General features: G+C 71.6%; 14 protein-coding genes. 3 read left to right on the forward strand and 11 right to left on the reverse strand.

The genetic code is table 11. The annotated features are described in order from the left end of the window. Window positions 1–3: 3 nt before the first annotated feature. From CRP49_RS44660 to pqqA, 5 genes are read right to left on the reverse strand one after another with little or no spacing between them, the layout of a single operon-like run. Complete coding sequence (locus CRP49_RS44660; RefSeq protein WP_097259034.1) at window positions 4–1188, reverse strand: glycoside hydrolase family 105 protein; 1185 nt, start codon at window positions 1186–1188, stop codon at window positions 4–6. Then, entirely contained in the window at window positions 1185–2369 is a 1185-nt protein-coding gene (gene pqqE, locus CRP49_RS44665; RefSeq protein WP_097259035.1) for a pyrroloquinoline quinone biosynthesis protein PqqE, read from the reverse strand. Before pqqE ends, CRP49_RS44660 begins: the two co-directional genes overlap by 4 nt. After that, window positions 2366–2689 carry a pyrroloquinoline quinone biosynthesis peptide chaperone PqqD gene (pqqD, locus tag CRP49_RS44670; protein WP_097259036.1) on the reverse strand — a complete coding sequence of 108 codons (324 nt, stop codon included), beginning with the start codon at window positions 2687–2689 and terminating at the stop codon, window positions 2366–2368. The genes pqqE and pqqD overlap by 4 nt, the downstream gene beginning before the upstream one ends. Next, complete coding sequence (pqqC, locus tag CRP49_RS44675) at window positions 2686–3459, reverse strand: pyrroloquinoline-quinone synthase PqqC (protein WP_097259037.1); 774 nt, start codon at window positions 3457–3459, stop codon at window positions 2686–2688. Before pqqC ends, pqqD begins: the two co-directional genes overlap by 4 nt. Then, a complete protein-coding gene (pqqA, locus tag CRP49_RS46200) occupies window positions 3456–3623 on the reverse strand; it encodes a pyrroloquinoline quinone precursor peptide PqqA (protein ID WP_101418793.1) in 168 nt (55 codons plus the stop codon). The genes pqqC and pqqA overlap by 4 nt, the downstream gene beginning before the upstream one ends. A 317-nt stretch (window positions 3624–3940) precedes the next feature. On the opposite strand from pqqA, the gene CRP49_RS44680 reads away from it, so the two are divergent. Beyond that, entirely contained in the window at window positions 3941–4777 is an 837-nt protein-coding gene (locus tag CRP49_RS44680; RefSeq protein ID WP_097259038.1) for an aldo/keto reductase, read from the forward strand. A 127-nt stretch (window positions 4778–4904) separates the two neighbouring features. Here the strand turns inward: CRP49_RS44680 and CRP49_RS44685 are convergent, their stop codons facing one another. Next, window positions 4905–5516, reverse strand: a complete 612-nt coding sequence (locus tag CRP49_RS44685) for a hypothetical protein (protein ID WP_097259039.1) — start codon at window positions 5514–5516, stop codon at window positions 4905–4907. Window positions 5517–5665: 149 nt separating this feature from the next. Between CRP49_RS44685 and CRP49_RS44690 the strand changes: the two genes are divergently transcribed. After that, window positions 5666–6361 carry a glycoside hydrolase family 75 protein gene (locus tag CRP49_RS44690; RefSeq protein WP_097259040.1) on the forward strand — a complete coding sequence of 232 codons (696 nt, stop codon included), beginning with the start codon at window positions 5666–5668 and terminating at the stop codon, window positions 6359–6361. Between the two features lie 13 nt (window positions 6362–6374). Here CRP49_RS44690 and CRP49_RS44695 read toward each other — a convergent pair whose 3' ends face one another. Further along, window positions 6375–7076: an SDR family oxidoreductase gene (locus CRP49_RS44695; RefSeq protein ID WP_097259041.1), complete on the reverse strand. Its 702-nt coding sequence runs from the start codon at window positions 7074–7076 to the stop codon at window positions 6375–6377. 58 nt (window positions 7077–7134) lie between these two features. Beyond that, window positions 7135–10512: a hypothetical protein gene (locus CRP49_RS44700; protein WP_097259042.1), complete on the reverse strand. Its 3378-nt coding sequence runs from the start codon at window positions 10510–10512 to the stop codon at window positions 7135–7137. A gap of 115 nt (window positions 10513–10627) precedes the next feature. Between CRP49_RS44700 and CRP49_RS44705 the strand changes: the two genes are divergently transcribed. Further along, window positions 10628–12166 carry a hypothetical protein gene (locus CRP49_RS44705; protein WP_257033844.1) on the forward strand — a complete coding sequence of 513 codons (1539 nt, stop codon included), beginning with the start codon at window positions 10628–10630 and terminating at the stop codon, window positions 12164–12166. Between the two features lie 12 nt (window positions 12167–12178). On the opposite strand, the gene CRP49_RS44710 is transcribed toward CRP49_RS44705, so the two are convergent. The 3 genes from CRP49_RS44710 to CRP49_RS44720 form a co-directional block, all read right to left on the reverse strand. Then, window positions 12179–13051 (reverse strand): trans-aconitate 2-methyltransferase, encoded by an 873-nt coding sequence (locus CRP49_RS44710; RefSeq protein WP_097259043.1) that lies wholly within the window; start codon window positions 13049–13051, stop codon window positions 12179–12181. Between the two features lie 187 nt (window positions 13052–13238). Further along, window positions 13239–14957 carry a glycoside hydrolase family 6 protein gene (locus CRP49_RS44715; protein WP_097259044.1) on the reverse strand — a complete coding sequence of 573 codons (1719 nt, stop codon included), beginning with the start codon at window positions 14955–14957 and terminating at the stop codon, window positions 13239–13241. Window positions 14958–15018: 61 nt separating this feature from the next. Beyond that, complete coding sequence (locus CRP49_RS44720) at window positions 15019–16494, reverse strand: cellulase family glycosylhydrolase (RefSeq protein WP_097259045.1); 1476 nt, start codon at window positions 16492–16494, stop codon at window positions 15019–15021. Window positions 16495–16661: the final 167 nt, after the last annotated feature.

Raw genomic sequence — 16661 nt, forward strand, 5'->3', positions numbered from 1 at the left:
ACACTATTCACCTCGCAGCTGCTCGTTCATGATCAGGAAGGCGCCCAGGCCGTGGAAGTCGTTGACGGCCCGGGTACGGGCGGCGTAGTACGCGTAGTCGCCGACGTTCGTGCCGACGGAGATGTCGGCGAGGTTGGTGCGGCCGTCGGCGCCGACCGAGATCTTCGCCAGCACGCCCTCGTAGCCGCGCCGGGCGACGGCCGCGTAGTGCGGGTCGAGATAGCCCTGCTGCGCACCGCGCGAGAGGGCGTAGGTGAACATGCTGGAGCAGGACGTCTCGGTCCAGTCGTCGCTCCTCGTCCCCTTGTCCATGACCTGGAACCAGCGGCCGCCGGCCGGGTCCTGGTACCGCTCCAGGCCTGCCGCCAAGTGCCGGAAGATGGTGAGGAGTTGGGGCCGTCGCGGCTGGTTCTCCGGGATCGCGTCGAGGACGTTCACGATCGCCATCGCGTACCAGCCGACCGCGCGGCACCAGTGCTCGGGGGCGAGCCCGGTCTGCGGGTCGGCCCAGCTCGCGGTTCTCGACTCGTCGTAGGCGTGCCTCAACAGGCCGTTGCCGACCTGGAGATGGCTGCCGTAGACAGCGAGCTGCCTGGCCGCCTCGTCGTTCGTGTACGCGCTGTCGCCGAACTCCCTGCCGTACTCGACGAGGAACGGGTTCACCATGTAGACGCCGTCCGCCCAGAGTTGGTGGGCGCGGCTGCTGTTGTCCGCGTGCCAGAAGCCGCCGTCACTGGTGCGCGGGTAGGTGGTGAGGCGGTCGCGGATCTTCTTCGCCGCCTTGCGGTAGCGGTCCTGGCCGGTCTCGTGGTGCAGGATGACCAGCAGGCGGCCGGCCTGCATGCTGTCCAGGCTGTTGAAGGACTGGTCGATGGACCCGTCGCTCTTCACGAAGCGGTCGACGTAGCTCTTGATGTAGGTGAGGTAGCGCGCGTCGTGGGTGCGGCGGTAGGTGAGGTACTGGCCGTAGAGGTAGAGCCCGACCGGGTACGACCAGCCGCCGATGCCGGCCGGCGTGTAGCGGGCCATGGTGGAGTCGACCACGGCCGTGGACCAGTCCGGGGCGGCGGCCGGCCGGGGCAGGGCGGGGGCGGCGGCCGCCGGAGGTACGGTCGCGGGGAGTGCGGCCAGGCCGGCGGTGGTGAGCGCGAGTGCCGTCAGGGCTGCGCGCAGGGATCGGCGTCTCATGGTCCTTCCTCTCGCTGGAGGTCTCGGATGCCTCGCCGGAGGTCTCGCGGGACTTCTCGCTGGGCTTGCTGGGCTTGCTGGGCTTGCTGGGCTTCTCGCGGGGCCTCTCGGTAGGCGTACGCGAGCCGCCTGGGCCCGCCCGCGAGGTCACGCACGAGGTCGCGTACGAGGTGGTGGTCCGGGGCGTGCCGGCAGGCCGGGTCGGTGCGGGCGGGGTCGCCGGTGAGGGCGTAGGCCTGGCAGCGGCAGCCGCCGTGGTCGGTGGTGCGCAGGGCGCAGCCACGGCAGGGATCGGGCATCCAGGACTCGCCCCGGAAGGCGTTGAAAGCCTTCGACTCCCGCCAGATCGTGCCCAGTCGGTGCTCCCGGACGTTCGGCGGGTCCAGGCCGGGCAGGCCGCCCGCGGCCGGACAGGGCAGGACCGTGCCGTCGGGACCGACGGTGAGCGAGATACGGCCCCAGCCGCCCATGCACGGTTTCGCGGTGGCGTCCAGCAGATCGGGGGCCACCCACACCAACTCCAGTGAGTCGCCAAGTCGTTCACGCCAGCGGGCGACCGTCGAGCGGGCCCGTTCGACCTGGCCGGGTGTGGGCAGCAGGGCGGCACGGTTGCGCAGCGCCCAGCCGTGGTACTGGGTGTGGGCCAGTTCGAGCCGGTCCGCGCCCCAGGCCACGGCGAGCCGGATCAGCTCGTCCAGGGCGTCGAGGTTGCCGCGGTGCAGGACGGCGTTGAGCCCGAGGGGCAGCCCCGCCTCGCGGATCAGCCGGGCCGCACGCTCCTTCGCCGCGAACGACCGTACGCCCGCGATGCGTTCGGCGACGGCGGGGTTCGCGTGCTGCACGGACAGCTGGACACTGCGCAGACCGGACACGACCAGCCCGGCCAGCCGCCGCTCCCCCAGGCCCACCCCGCTGGTGACGAGCTGGGTGTACAGGCCGACCGCGTCGGCGGCGGCCACCAGGTCGGGCAGGTCGCGGCGCAGCAGCGGTTCACCGCCGGACAGATGGGTGTGGACGACCCCCAGGGCGCCGGCCTGTGCGAACACCCCGGCCCACTGTTCCGTGGTCAGCTCCGTTGATCGACCGACCAGTTCGACGGGATTGGAGCAGTATCCGCAGCGCAGCGGGCAGGCGTGGGTGAGTTCGGCGAGCAGGGCCCACGGTGGAGCGACCGTCGTCATGTCAGCCAGCCCTCCTTCCGCAACCCCGCCAGGAAGTCCGGGACTTCGGCGGCGACGGGTGCGCCGGGATACTCAGCTGACAGCTCGGCGACGATGCCGGCCACGGTCCGGCTGCCGTCGCACCGCGCGAGGACGGCGCCCGCGCGGCCGTGCAGGACGACCACGCGCTCCGGCAGCAGCAACAGATCCGCGTCCCGCACCGGGTCGTGCCGCAGCAGCACGCCCCGGGCGAGGGCGGGACGCCAGACGGTGACGTTCGGGACGAGGGCGGGAGCCCAGCCGGCCGCGTTCTGGCGGGCTACGGGACGCGACGAGGTCACGGGGCGCCCCCGTCCACCGCGTCCAGCAGCGCCCACAGCACCTCGCACTTGAAGGCGAGCGCGGCCACCGCCCGTTCTTGCTGCTCACGGGTGCGGGCGGAGGCGAGGACCAGGGCGAGGGCCTCCTCCCCGTCGCGGGCGCCCTGGGTGACACGGGTGCGGAAGTAGGCGAGACCGGCCGGGTCGATCCACGGGTAGTGGCGTTCGAAGGCGGCGATGCGGGTGCGCATCAGGTCCGGGGCGGACAGCTCGGTCAGGGAGGCGGCGACGGCGTCCAGCGTGGGGCGCAGCCGGCAGAAGGTGACGTACCCCTCGACCGCGAACCGCACCCCGGGCGGCACCCGGGAGGTGTCCCACAGCTGCTCACGGCTGAGCCCGGCCGCCTCGCCGAGCCGCAGCCAGCGCTCGATCCCGCCCTCGCTCCCGGGGCCGCCGTCCCCCGTGCCGTCGTGGTCGCGGATGCGCCGCAGCCAGAGTCGGCGCTGCTCGGGCCGGTCGAGCCCCGCGAGGATCAGGGCGTCCTTGACGGGGATGTGCCGCTGGTAGTGGAAGCGTGCGGCGATCCAGCGGCGCAGCTCGGCGGGGGTCAGCTCGCCGCGGTGCATCCGCAGGTTGAAGGGGTGCCGGTCGTGGTAGCGGGCCGCGGTGACGGCGCGCAGCCGGTCGGCGAACTCCGGGGGCGACCAGGCGGCCGCGGCGGCGTCATGGCGAGGGACGGTCGAGGTGTCCGCGAGGCGCGGGACGGCCGTACTCGGGACCGTCGTACTCATGAGGCCCGGGGCGGCTCGGGTGCGCGGCGGTCGGCGAGCGCGTAGGCGGTCACTTCGAGGGCGGTCTCCACGACCTGGTAGCCGGGGCTTTCCCAGACCTTTTCATCCGATGTCTTCGGGTCCGGGAGGGCCGTACGAGGAGTCGGGGACAGGGATTTGTTCATGTGCGCGTACCCGCTTTCCTGAGGGTGGGGGTTCTCAGAGGGCAGCCAGAGGCAGACAGAGGCCATGGTCAGAAGCCGTTCACATGTGTGCACCGGGTTCAGCGACACGTCCGGTGGCGCGATACAGAGTCCCGGGACGAAGGGCCGCGGTCAATGGTCCGGACCGATAACGTCGGATGCGTTTCCGGCCAATCTGCGGCTCCGAAGACTGACTCGCCGGTCAGTTGATGCGGATTCCGCGGTCAGGAATGCAAGGTGGCGCGTGATCGTTGACGATGGGAGTACCACCTGTCGACAACCGAAGGATCAAGAAGCTCGTGAGCAGCAAGGTCCCCCCGATCATCCTCAACAACGGCGTCGAGATGCCCCAGCTGGGCTTCGGCGTCTGGCAGGTGCCGGACGACGAGGCCGAGCAGGCCGTCGCCACGGCGCTCGAGGCCGGGTACCGCAGCATCGACACAGCGGCGATCTACGGCAACGAAGCGGGCACCGGCAAGGCCATCGCCGCCTCCGGACTGCCCCGTGAGGACATCTTCGTCACCACCAAGCTCTGGAACAGCGACCAGGGGTACGACTCCACGCTGCGCGCGTTCGACGTGTCGCTGGAGAAGCTGGGTCTCGACTATCTGGACCTGTACCTGATCCACTGGCCGCTGCCGACCCGGGACAAGTACCTCGACACCTACAAGGCGTTCGAGAAGCTGTACGCCGAAGGCCGCGTCAAGGCGATCGGCGTGTCCAACTTCCTGCCCGAGCACCTGCGGCGGCTGATCGAGGAGACCTCGGTCATCCCGGCGGTCAACCAGATCGAGCTGCACCCGCACCTGCAGCAGCGCGCGGCGCGCGAGTTCCACGCGGAGCAGGGCATCAGGACCGAGGCCTGGTCGCCGCTCGGCCAGGGCAAGGGCCTGCTGGAGGTGCCAGCCATCGTCGCCATCGGACAGAAGCACAACCGCACTCCGGCCCAGGTCGTGCTGCGCTGGCACATCCAGCGCGGCAACATCGTGATCCCGAAGTCCGTGACGCCGTCCCGGATCAAGGAGAACATCGAGGTGTTCGACTTCAGCCTGGACGACGAGGACCTCGCGGCGATCAGCGCCCTGAACGAGGACCGCCGCATCGGCCCGGACCCGGCCACCTTCGACATGGGCTGAACACCCACCCGGCGCACGGCCGTCGGCCCCACCCGAGCGGTGGGGCCGACGGCCGTTTCTCGAGCTTGCCTGCGGGAGGAGGCGTGTCCGGACGCCAGCGGAACGGGTCGGGGCAGGTCGGAACGGGTCAGCCGACGTGCACGTCCGTGTGCACGACCTCGAACTCCTCCAGGCCGACGACGCTCACATGCGCCTTGGCCACGCCCTCGTGCCGGGCCGCCGCCTGGCCGGCCCGCGACACCACCATCGAGTCGCGGTCGACGAAGAGGGTGCCGACCTGGCCCGTGCCGCGTTCGCGGTCGATGAGCAGGCCGGCCGTGGCCAGGCCGGGCAGGGTCTCAAGACGCGGGAGGACGGTCGACCGGAAGGTCTCGGCGACCAGATCGGCGTCCGCGGGGTCGAACTCCACCCGCGTGACACGCAGTCCGCCGCCCATGCGCGGCGGCTGGAGCGGCTGGTACACCACCGCCTCGAAGTTCTCCACCGCCAGAGTGCCGGCGAACGGCCCCAGCAGCGCGTCCCTGCGGTTCCGCATGACCTCGTCGCTGTTGTGCCGTGCCTCGGCCGTTTCCCACCAGCTCACGCCCAGCAGCTTGCCGAGATCCCGGTCCACGAAGACCCCGGCTCCGCGGTAGCCCGGACGCTCCTCGAGCAGTTCCCGCCCCTCGGTGTTCAGCGCTCTGATGGCCGCGTCGATCTTCGTGGGGTCGCCGGTCACATAGACGGTGCGTACGAACATGACGATTCACCTCCCAGTTCGACATGACCAGTGTTCCCCGGGGGGCAATGCACTGCATCCGGTGCCAGGACTTGACGGGGACATGCGGGAGGGGCCACCTTGTACGACACCCGGTAAGGAAACTTTCCTAACAGAAGGGCTCCCCCACAGTGCGCCTTCGAACACTGACCCTCGCCGCGGCCTCCGGGGCCGCCCTCCTCGCCGCCGGAGTGCTGCCCGCCAACGCCTCCGGCAACCGCGCACCCACCTCCGCTCAGGAGGGCTCGGTCAGCGCGGCCGACCTGCTCGCCAAGGTGACGTCCTGTTCGCAGATATCGAACGGCAAGTACAAGACCGACGACGAGACCTCGGCCACGATCCCCGTGTGCGGCAAGAACGGCGCGGTGTTCTGGAAGGCCGACATGGACATCGACTGCGACGGCCAGCGCACCACCAACTGCAACGAGAACCGCGACCCCTGGTACCAGGACGACACCGCCTTCCACCAGTCCGACGGCAAGCCCCTGAAGGCCGAGTCGCTGCCGTACGTCGTGGTGCCCAGCTCCAGCAGCATCTGGAACTACTCCGGTGCCGGCATCAAGGGCGGCGGTGTCGTCGCCGTCATCTACAACAACAAGGTCGAGTACGCCGTCGTCGGCGACACCGGCCCCACGAAGATCATCGGCGAGGCCTCCTACGCCACCGCCAAGGCGCTCGGCATCGACCCCGACCCGGCCACCGGCGGGGTCGACTCCGGCGTGACCTACATCCTGTTCAAGAACTCCAAGGTCTCCCCCATCGAGAGCCACAGCGCGGCCGTCTCCCTCGGGGACCAGCTGGCCAAGCAGTTCCTCGCGAACAACTGAGGCCGTGCGTACGTCAGTTGGGCTGGCCCAGCGGACGTATGACCACGGTGTTGACATCGACCCCGGCCGGCTGCCGGATCGCCCAGACCACCGAGTCGGCGATCTGGTCCGCGGTCAGGAGGTGCCCCGGGGGCAGGCTGCCGTAGCTGTCCCAGAACGGGGTCTCCACCCGGCCGGGGGCGACCAGCGTGACACCGATGCCGAACTCCGTGACCTGGCGCCGGGTGTTCTCGGCGAGTCCGGTGACCGCCCACTTGGTGGCGCCGTAGAGGTTGCCCGGCGTGTTCACGAACCCGGCGACACTGCCGATGAGGACGATCCGGCCACCGGTCTCCTTCAGCGCGTCGACGGAGGCACGGATGAGCAGGGCGGGGCCGAGGACGTTGGTGAGGACCATCTCGGTCCAGCCGGACGGGTCGCCGTCGGCGACGGAGTCGTGGGTGGCGAAGCCGGCGTTGGCGACGACGGTATCCAGTCGACCGTATGCCTTGAGCGTGCGGTCGACCGCATCCTGTATGTCCTCGAAGGTCGACGCACTACCGGCGACCGTCAGCAGGTCGTCGGGATTTCCCAGACTGTCGGCGAAGTCCCGCAGCCGCTGCTCGCCGCGCCCGGTGACCGTGACCCTGTATCCGGCGTCCAGCAGCTGCCGGGCGATGCCGGCGCCGATACCGCTGCCGCCGCCGGTGATGAGCGCGACCGGAGCGTCGTTCATGGTTTCCCCCTGTGTGTCGGTGAACGTCCGCAGTCCATCACTTCGAGCGTTCTCCAAGTCAAGGGCGGTCGCAGGTGGGGCGGTACGACACCGAGGGGAGGTAGCGGTGCCATTCCGCCTTGGTCAGCCCCCTTCCGGTCCGCGCACACACCGTGGCCGCGGCCCGGCGTGGCTCCAACGGGCCGGTTCGGTCCGTCAGATGAGCGGTAGCGATGTGCAATTCCTCGCCGTGCTGGGGAAATCCGAGGGCCAGGACCGGCCCGTCGCCGACCGGCAGTCTGGCTGCCGGCAGGCGGGGTGAGGCCGTCTCCCACACCTCGACGGACCCGTCGGGCGCCCCGGCCGTGACCAGTGAGCCGTCGGCGGAGAACGCCAGGGCCGTCCGCTGCACCGTGGAGCCGACCGCCCGCAGCACAGCGGTCCGGCGCCAGGTGCGCGCGTCCCACAGCGTGACCCGGCCCTGGAAGTCGGCGACCACGGCATACCTCCCGTCGGGGCTGAAGGCTCCCGCCACCAGCAGGTCCTCCCCTCTCACTCCCCCGACTCCCTTGCGCTGCCTACCCGTTGAGGCGTCGACAAGCGTGCCGTCGGTGGTCAGGGCGTAACGGCCGGACGGGTCGAGGGCCATGCGATCCTCCGTCGGCGCGGGTCCGGGCCGCACGGGCCGGCCCTCCCGGTCGAACGCGGCCCGGGTCACCGCCTTCTGCCGCCACGCACCGCCCACGAGCCCGTGCAGCGCGACGGTACCGACGACAGCGGTACGCGTCTGCTCCGCGTAGCGCAGCACGCCGTCGGCGAGGTCCAGGCGCAGGCCCGTGAGGGACGGGGTGGCGAGGGGGACGGTCAGCAGGGGTTCGCGCGGGCCGTCGTCGGCGGGAGCCGGCAGGTCCGTGCGCCACAGGGCGAGGGAGGAGTACGCCGTCCAGGTCAGTGCGTAGTCGCCGACGAACTCCACGGCGGTGCCGCCCGGCAGGGGCAGCCGGAGGCGTTCCCGACCGGTGTGGAAGTCCCAGCTCACGACCGCGTCGGAGACCACGGTCGCCACGGCCCGGCCGTCGGAGGTGAAGGTCAGCCCGTCGCCCCGGCACAGCAGGTGTTCGGTCGCCGCGGGCACCGGGACGGTCACCAGGCGCCGCTCGGCGACGTCGAGGACACGCAGCCGCTCGCCGTAGCCGGTGCACCAGGCGATGTGGCGCTCGTCGGGGCTGAGCACCGGCAGCGGGCCGTCGCGCTCGGCCCGGTCGTAGCGGAGCAGAACGCGTTGTGTGCGGACGTCCCACAGTGTCAGCGTCGCGCGCTCGCCGGTCGTCTGTCCCCGTAGCAGGAAGGTGCGGCCGCTCGGCCCGAACGCGCCGTCGGTGTCGGTCCAGGAGCCGGTGGCGAGGCGGTGGGTGCTGCCGTTCCTCAGGTCGGCGATCACCAGGTCCTGGTGGTGCGGGCCGCGGTAGGCGATCAGCCGGCCGTCGCCGCTGACACTGCTCACACCCGCGGAGAGCCCGTCGCGTCGTACGACGCGGATGCGCTGGTGGGTGCGCACGTCCCACTGTGTCGCTCGGTCGTGCGCGACCGTCGTCAGGATCCGGCCGTCGGAACTGAGCCAATATGGCGCGTTGAGCGAGCGGCCGCCCTCTTCGGGCGCGGTGAACACGTCCTGTTCGCTCTGTGCGGCGGCGCCGCGTAGGGCCTGCCGGGTCTCGGGCAGGTCGGCGGTGTGCCAGGCGGCGAGGGCGAGGCGCATGGCGGTGCGGGGTTCGGTGGCGCGCAGGGTGCCGGCGAGGGCGGCGACCCGGCGGGCCTCGGCCTCGTCGCGCTGCCGGGCGCTGACCCCGCTCTGCCGCCAGGCGACCGCGCCGGTGACCAGGGCCGCGCAGAGCAGCACCGCGAGCGCGACGATGAGCCCGCGCAGCCGGCGCGCGGCCCGTACGGCACTGCGCCGACCGCGTTCGTACGACTCGACGCTCGCCGTGAGGAAGTCGCGTTCGAGCCGGTTCAACTCCCCTTCCCGCTCGTGCTCCTGGAACATCTCGCGGGCCTCGGTGAGCCGCACCCCGCGATACAGCGCTCCCGCGTCCTGGTCCAACTCCGCCCAGGCGAGCGCTGCTTCGGTGAGGCGGCGGTGCGCCCGCAGGCGTTCGCGGTCGGCGTCGATCCAGCCGCGCAGCCGGGGCCAGGCCTGCAGCAGGGCCTCGTGGGCGAGGTCGACCGTGCTGCCGTCGACGGTCAGCAGACGGGCCCGGACCAGGCGTTCGAGGACGCGGGCGGTGGTGTCGTCCGTGCCGAGTTCGGTGCGGTCGGCCGGGCGGCGGGTGTCCTCGGTGCCGTCGCCGGGGGTGACCAGGCGCAGCAGCAGGGCGCGGAGGGCGGTGGCTTCGGCCGCGGTGCAGCGGGCGTGGACGTCCTCGGCGGTGTGGGCGACCGCGCCGCGGACCCCGCCGACGGCCTCGTACGCGGCGAGGGTGAGGGTCTTGGCGGTGCGGCGGCGCCAGACCTCGCGCAGGGCGTGGGCCATCAGTGGGAGTCCGCCCGGCTCGCCGGCGATGTCCGCCACGATCCGTGCGCTCAGGGCGCGTTCGACGACGAGCCGGTGCGCGGCGGCGGGCCGTACGACCGCCTCGCGCAGCTGCTGGTCGGTCATCGGGCCGAGCAGGAGCGTGGAGTCGCGCAGTGCGCGGGCCAGTTCGGCGTGGTCGGCGCAGCGGCCGTAGAAGTCGGCGCGCACGGCCAGGACGACGCGGAGCCGGGAGGCGGGGTCGAGCGCGGTGAGCAGCCGGCCGAGGAACAGTTCGCGTTCGGCCGGGTCCGGGCAGAGGGCGAAGACCTCCTCGAACTGGTCGACGACGAGGACGGTGTCGCCGGGTCCGCCGTGCGGGGTGAACAGGGCCTCGTGGGTGCGGGCGGGGTGGGGACCTGGGGTGAGGACACGGATGGCGGCGGGCCGCTCCACGGGGTCGCTCCGTTCGCTCAGTTCGGGGATGAGTCCGGCCCGGAGCAGGGACGACTTGCCGCTGCCGGAGGCTCCGACGACGGCGCAGACGCGGGTGCGGCGGGTGTGGGCGGCGAGTTCGGCGATCAGGTCGTCACGGCCGTGGAAGTGGTCCCGGTCCGCGGTGCCGAACCGGGTAAGCCCCGGATAGGGGCTGTCGGCCTCCTCGTCGGGGGCCGGAGCGGAGGCGGCCTCGGCGACCGCCGTGTGCCAACGGCGCTCCCACTCCTCGGGGTCGCCGCCGCACGCGGTGACGAAGGCGCGCAGGACAGGCAGGGTGGGCAGCCGTTCCCCGGCCGCCGCGGCGGACAGGGTGGGACCGGAGTAGCCGGACCGCGCGGCCATGGCGCGGTAGGTCGGGGTGCCCGCCTCGTCGCGCAGCTTGCGCAGCTCGTACGCGAGCCGCTGCGCCACCCCCGCCGCCGGATCCAGCGGTTTCTCCCGGCGCCCCATGCAACGTCTCCCCCGTCGACCGTGACCGTCCTCCACGTTAACAACGCCCGTACGGCGATTGATTGGTGAGCCGGACAGGGGCTGCCCATCAATCGTCCGGCGCCTGAACTCGTCGGTGCACGTCGGCGCGGACCCTTCTCGCGGGGTCGCGCCTCCCCGACACGCACCGGAGTCCGTCATCGCCACCGTCCAGAGCCCCAGGACCGCGCGCCCGCCCGCCCCGCCGGCCGTCCCACGCCCGACCGGTCCCGTCCCCGTACTCGTCGTACTCGTCCCCGTCCTGCTGTCGCTCGCCCTCGGTCTGTGGGGTGTCCGGCGGGGCGGCAGCCTGTGGCGGGACGAGGTGGTGACGTACGACATGGCGCGGCGCCCGCTGCCGGACCTGGGCCGGACCCTGGAGCACGCCGACGCGGTGCACGGCCTGTACTACCTGCTGATGCACGGCCTGTTCCGCGCGTTCGGGGCAGCCGATCCGCTGCTGGTGCTGCGGCTGCCGTCGGTGCTGGCGACCGCGGTGGCGGCCGGGCTGCTCGCCCTGCTCGGGCTGCGGCTTGCGGGACCGGGGGCGGGATTGCCCGCCGGGGTGGTGTTCGGGATGCTGCCGCCGGTGCAGCGGTACGCGCAGGAAGGCAGATCGTATGCGGTCGTCTGCATGCTGGTGGTCTGGGCGTCCTGCCTGTTGGTCCGCGCGGTGCGGCTGGGGACCGGCCGGGCCTGGGCCGGCTACGCCGGCGTCCTGCTGGGCGCCTGTCTGCTGCACGAGTTCGCCGTACTGGCCCTGCTCGCACACGCCGTGGCCGTCCCCCGTGCGGTCCGGCGCAGGTGGGCGCTCGCCGCGGGCGCGGTGATCGTCGGCATGACGCCGTTGGCTGTATGCAGTATGCGCCAAACCGAGCAGGTCGCCTGGATCGGCGGCCCGGGGAGCGGGGCGCTGCTGTGCCTCGCCGGGGTCACCCTGCTCGGGGCCGCCTGCGCCGCGCTGCTGCCGAGGCAGCGCACGCCCGGCCGGGCGGTGGGCCCGGTCGCCCTCGCCCTGCCGCTGTGCGCGCTGCCCGGGCTGCTGCTGATGCTGGTGTCCCTGGTCAAGCCGCTGTACGTGGACCGGTACGTGCTGTACGGCCAGGCGGGAACCGCGTTGCTGGTCGGCGCGGCCCTGGACCGGCTGCTGCGGGCCGGCGGCCGGATCCGGGCCGGAGCGGTGCTGGCGGCCTCGGCCGCGGTGGCCGCGCTGCTGCCCGTCACCCTGTACCTGCGCACCCCGGACAGCCGCCTGGATGACGTGACCGCCGTCGCCACCGCCGTCCGCTCGGCGGGCGAGGGGGCCGACGGGGTGCTGTACCTGCCCGGCCGGCGCCGGGTGTGGTCGCTGGCCGACCCGCAGGCGGTACACGGTCTGCGCGACCTCGCCCTGGAGCGGGCCCCGCGGGACTCCGGCACGTTGTACGGCACGGAGGCCGGGCCGTCCGTCATCCGTGCCCGACTGCTCGCCGCCCGGCGGATCGTCGTCCTGCGCGATCCGGCCGGACAGCCGCTGGGCCCGGACCCGCGGGAGGCGGTGAAGCGGCAGGTGCTCTCCGCGGCCTTCGAGGAGTGCGGGACCCGGACGGTCCGCGGGGCCCGGGTGAGCGTGTACGCCCGGCCGGGGCGGTGCTGAGCGCGGCCCCGGCTAGACCGGTCGTACCGCCGTGTGGACCGTGTACGCGCCCAGGACGAACACGTCCGGCCTGCGGTGCACGCTCGCCGGGTCGGCCGGGTCGAGGAGGCGGTCCAGGGTGGCCAGGTCCTCGGCGTCCAGGCTCTCGCCGATCTCCTGGCGGAACCGGGACAGGATGGCGGCGACATAGGTGCGGGCCCGGTCGGTCGCCGGGGCGGGCAGGTCGAGCAGGAAACTGCGGGTGCGGGTGTGCTTCAGACCGACGGAGGTCAGCAGGGCCGGCCAGTCCTCGGTCACCGCGACCGAGCCGGGCAGGTCGGCGCGCATCCGCGCGAACCACTCCGCCTGCACCACGTCCAGCCGCTCCTGCAGTCCGGGGCGTCCGATGCCGATGTCCCGGGGCAGGAAGCGGGAGGGGAGGCCGCCTTCGAGCAGGGCCAGGGTGCCGCCGGGGGCGAGCCGGGCGGCGAACGCGGTGAGCGCGGCCCGCTGGTCGCCGAGGTGGTGCAGGCTGCGGCTGGCCCACAGCAGATCGGCCGGGTAGTCCAACTCGCCCAGTACGCCCGGAAGTTCACCCGCGAGGATGTCGAAGCGGTCCGCCACGCCCTGTCGTGCGGCGCGGTCGCGGGCGCGCTCCAGCAGCGGCTCGGTGCTGTCGACGGCCACGATCCGCGCTCCGGGGAATGCCTCGGCGAACAGGCAGGCGACGACCCCGGGTCCGCTGCCCGCGTCGACGATCAGCCCCGGCTCGGTCACCTCCTTCCCGAGCCAGGCCATCACACGCTCGTAGACGGGGGTGAACAGCTCCGCCTGGGCCTCGAGGTGCGGGCCCATCTCGGCCCAGTCGACGTCGGTGAGTCCGTGCTCGTGGTGGTGGTGCGCCATGGTGGTCAGCCTCTCGTCCTGGTGCGGTCAGCGTGCGCCGACGCACCGCGCGCGGGCCAGTCCTGTTGCCGGGACGGCAAAAAACCGGGTGCACACCAACCTGCGGTCCAGAGAGCGTGCGCTGGAGTTCGCGATCCGCCGGGGCCTGTCCCTGGAGGACTGACCCCGGCGGGGTGTCACCGTGCCGTCAGGGCAGCGGCGGGTACGCGTTCTGCATCAGCTGCTGGAACTGGGCGGAGAACCAGTGTCCGGACAGCGGGGCGTTCGGCAGGGCGCCGGACATGTTGTTGTTGTTGCGCGCGTTGCCCGTGTACGTCGGGTCGCACATGCGGTCGAAGCCCTTGCCCTCGTCGTTCGCGATGGCGCTGCTGGAGCCGTCGGACTCGCCCGGGGGCTTCATCCAGACGTAGGCGTCGATCCCGGCGGCCGGGCTGGCCTGGGGGCGTTCGCCGAGGCCGGCGCCGGACTGGTTGCACCAGTTGCCGACGTGGATACGACGGTCGTACCGGCCGCCGTCGACGTAGGTGTCCACGCTGGTCTTCGGGCCGGGGCCGGTCGGGCGGGCGGTGCCGCCCCAGCCGTTGCGGGAGGTGTCGATCAGCATGCCGATGTTCGAGTTGAAGCCGACCGAGACCAGCTGGTTGCGGAAGGCCTGGGCGAAGGACAGCTCGTCGACGTACCGGTTCCAGTCGACCCACTTGGACTGGCGTACCGAGGTGCCGTTGACGCTGTCGTTGATGGTGAAGTTGTCCTCCTTCAGGGCGCTGTAGTTGGCCGTGTTGGTGATGAAGCCCTGGACGTCGTCGACCGTCGCCCCCTCACTGGTGGCGGCCTGCTTGAACACGTTGGCGGCCGCGCCGAAGTTGTCGTCCCAGCCGAGCCAGCCGTGGTGGCCGGCGTCGAGGTAGTTGTAGACGTTGGGGATGGCGCCGAGCTTGGCGAGGGCGTAGCCGACGCCCTTCACGTAGTTGCCGTTGGCGAGCATGGTGTCGCAGTTGGCGGTGGCGGTGGCGCGGCTGCCGGTGTTGGTGACGAGGTTGGGCAGCGAGTCGATCTCGATGGTGGTGACGATCCTGAGGGAGGCGTACTTCGGGTCGGACAGGATCGTCGCGATCGGGTCGATGAACTGCGTCTTGTACTTGTCGATCTCGGTCGGGCCGAGTTCGCCGTTGGAGGCCAGTGCCGCGCAGTCCCGGCCAGGCAGGTCGTAGACGACCAGCTGGACGACCTCTTCGCCGCTGCCCTTCTGGGCGAGGGCAGCGTCCAGGTGGGCGCGCAGCCCCATGCCTCCGCCCACTCCGTTGATCGCGGCGATGCGGTCCAGCCAGACGCCGGTGGGCTGGTTGGAGACGCGGCTGCCGCCCGGTTCGGCGGCGGCCTTCGCCGACCACTCCGGGTTCACGTACACCTTGGCGCCCGTGTAGGGGTTGTCGACGCGGGTGCCGGTGCCGCCCCCGCCGCCTCCTCCGCCGCCACCGCTGCCGCCGTCGTCGACGTTGCAGGTGACGCCGTCGAGGGTGAACGTGGTGGGTACGGCGTTGGCGCCGCTGTAGGAGCCGTTGAAGCCGAAGCTGACCGAACCACCGTTCGCCAGCGTGCCGTTGTAGGTCTCGTTGTCGGCGGTGACGGCGGTGCCGCTCTGCGTGAGCTTCGTGTTCCAGTAGCTGGTGACCTTCTGGTTCCCGGCGTACGACCACTTCAGCGACCAACTCGACTTGGCGGCCGCGTTGTTGGTGATGGTCACGGCGGCGGTGAAGCCGGTGTCCCACTGGTTCTGCACCTTGTAGTCGACGGTGCAGGGGATGGAGGTGGTGGCGGCGCCGGCCGGTGCGGCGGTGAGCGCCGCCCCGGAGGCCCCGGCGACCAGCGCCAGGGCGGCGAGCAGTGACGTTCTGGTACGACTCATGAGTGCGGGTTTCCTTCTTCCGTGAGTCTGCTGGGAGTCTTCGGTGAGTCCTGTGCGGGGCTTACGGGTTGAGGGCGCGCAGATGGTCACGCAGCCCGATGCCGTACGCGGTGGGTGTCCCGTCGTAGGCGGAGATCAGGGACGGGCCGGAGGAGCAGTCCCAGGTGTTCCAGGTCCAGCCGAGGTAGGACAGGCCCCGGTCGTCGAACCACTTCATGACCTGGTCGACGAACCCGTGCGAGCAGGTGTTCTCGCCGATCTCCCCGGCGACCAGCGGCACTTGGGCCGCGACCGGGGCGAGCGTGGAGTTCCAGCAGCTCTCGCTCGCGCAGGTGTTGAAGTTGTAGACGTGGTAGGCGGCGGCGAGATTGCCCGTCGGGTCGGTGGGCTTGTACGTCAGCCACTGGCTCAGGTCGTTCGAGTACGCGAGCCCGCCGGCCATGATGACGTTCTTCGCCCCGGCGTCGCGGATACTGTCGACAAGATCCTGCACACCGGCGACCTCGTACGAGATCTCGGGGCAGGTGCCGCCGTCCCGCCAGCACGTCCAGGCGTCCGTCGTGCTGGAGGTCGCCCGGTCCGGATAGGGCTCGTTGAACAGGTCGAACACGGCCGCCTGGTCGTCCTTGAAGGTGCCGGCCACCGACGCCCAGAAGGACGGTGCGTACTGCATGTCGGGCATCGGCTTCTGGCAGGTGGCGTGTACGTCGGAGCAGCCGGACGAGTTGCCGGTGTACTGGCCGTAGGACCAGTGCATCTCGAGGATCGGCGTCATGCCGTGCGCCTCGACCCGGGCCACCAGCTCCTTGACGGCGTTGATGTAGTTCGTGCCGCCGTACTCGGGCTTGATGTTGGAAAGGCCCAGCCAGCACTCCTCGTTGAGCGGGATACGGACGGCGTTGGCCTTCCAGTCGGCGATCGCCTTGATCGCCGCGTCGTCCACCGGGCCGTCCCAGATGCCGTAGCCCTGCACGCACATGAACTCGCCGCCGGAGCGGTTCACGCCGAGCAGGCGGTGGGTCTTGCCGGCCGCGTCCACGAGCTTGGTGCCCGCGACGTGCAGGGCGGGCGCGGTGCCGGTGGACGGGGGCGGATCGGTCGGCGGGGGTGTCGTCGGGTCGGAATCCACGTTGCACGTGGTGCCGTTGAGCCTGAACGTCGTCGGTACGGCGTTGCTCCCCGACCAGGAGCCGAGGAACCCGGCGCTGACGCTCGCGCCGGAGCCGAGGGAGCCGTTCCAGCTTTCGTTGGCGGCGGTCACGGTCGCACCGGACTGGGACCACTTGGCGTTCCAGCCCTGGGTGACCTTCTGGCCGCCCGCGAAGTCGAAGGTGAGCTGCCAACTGCTCAGCGCGGACCGGTTGTTGGTGATCTTCACGGATCCCTGGAAGCCGGTGTCCCACTGGCTGATGACGGCGTACTCCACCGTGCAGGCGGGCGTGGCTCCCTGGGCCGTGACCACCGGGACGACCACGCTCCCGAGGAGCGCGACCGCACCGGCGACGGCTAAAAGTACTGAACGCGGGGGGTGTCGCATGAGCGACTCCTTGCAGCTTGGCGCGTCGTGACGGACGCGTCGACTGAACGGAATCGCTCCCACTGGTGCGAAGGAAGGTAGCGCCAAGTGGCTTGAATGCCCATACGCGGCGCTTGACTTTTCCTCAACCGGATCCGTCGAATCTTTTCGACTCTTCAAGCACCTTG

This window comes from Streptomyces sp. Ag109_G2-15 (genome assembly GCF_900215565.1).
In the GTDB taxonomy this organism is placed as follows: domain Bacteria; phylum Actinomycetota; class Actinomycetes; order Streptomycetales; family Streptomycetaceae; genus Streptomyces; species Streptomyces diastatochromogenes.

Excerpts from the sequence above, each read along its gene's own strand:
- CRP49_RS44695 (WP_097259041.1), bottom strand. The coding sequence starts at position 7,076 with ATGAACGACGCTCCGGTCGCGCTCATCACCGGCGGCGGCAGCGGTATC.
- CRP49_RS44710 (WP_097259043.1), bottom strand. The coding sequence starts at position 13,051 with ATGGCGCACCACCACCACGAGCACGGACTCACCGACGTCGACTGGGCC.
- pqqA (WP_101418793.1), bottom strand. The coding sequence starts at position 3,623 with ATGAACAAATCCCTGTCCCCGACTCCTCGTACGGCCCTCCCGGACCCG.
- pqqE (WP_097259035.1), bottom strand. The coding sequence starts at position 2,369 with ATGACGACGGTCGCTCCACCGTGGGCCCTGCTCGCCGAACTCACCCAC.
- CRP49_RS44685 (WP_097259039.1), bottom strand. The coding sequence starts at position 5,516 with ATGTTCGTACGCACCGTCTATGTGACCGGCGACCCCACGAAGATCGAC.
- CRP49_RS44660 (WP_097259034.1), bottom strand. The coding sequence starts at position 1,188 with ATGAGACGCCGATCCCTGCGCGCAGCCCTGACGGCACTCGCGCTCACC.
- CRP49_RS44715 (WP_097259044.1), bottom strand. The coding sequence starts at position 14,957 with ATGAGTCGTACCAGAACGTCACTGCTCGCCGCCCTGGCGCTGGTCGCC.
- CRP49_RS44720 (WP_097259045.1), bottom strand. The coding sequence starts at position 16,494 with ATGCGACACCCCCCGCGTTCAGTACTTTTAGCCGTCGCCGGTGCGGTC.
- pqqC (WP_097259037.1), bottom strand. The coding sequence starts at position 3,459 with ATGAGTACGACGGTCCCGAGTACGGCCGTCCCGCGCCTCGCGGACACC.
- CRP49_RS44700 (WP_097259042.1), bottom strand. The coding sequence starts at position 10,512 with ATGGGGCGCCGGGAGAAACCGCTGGATCCGGCGGCGGGGGTGGCGCAG.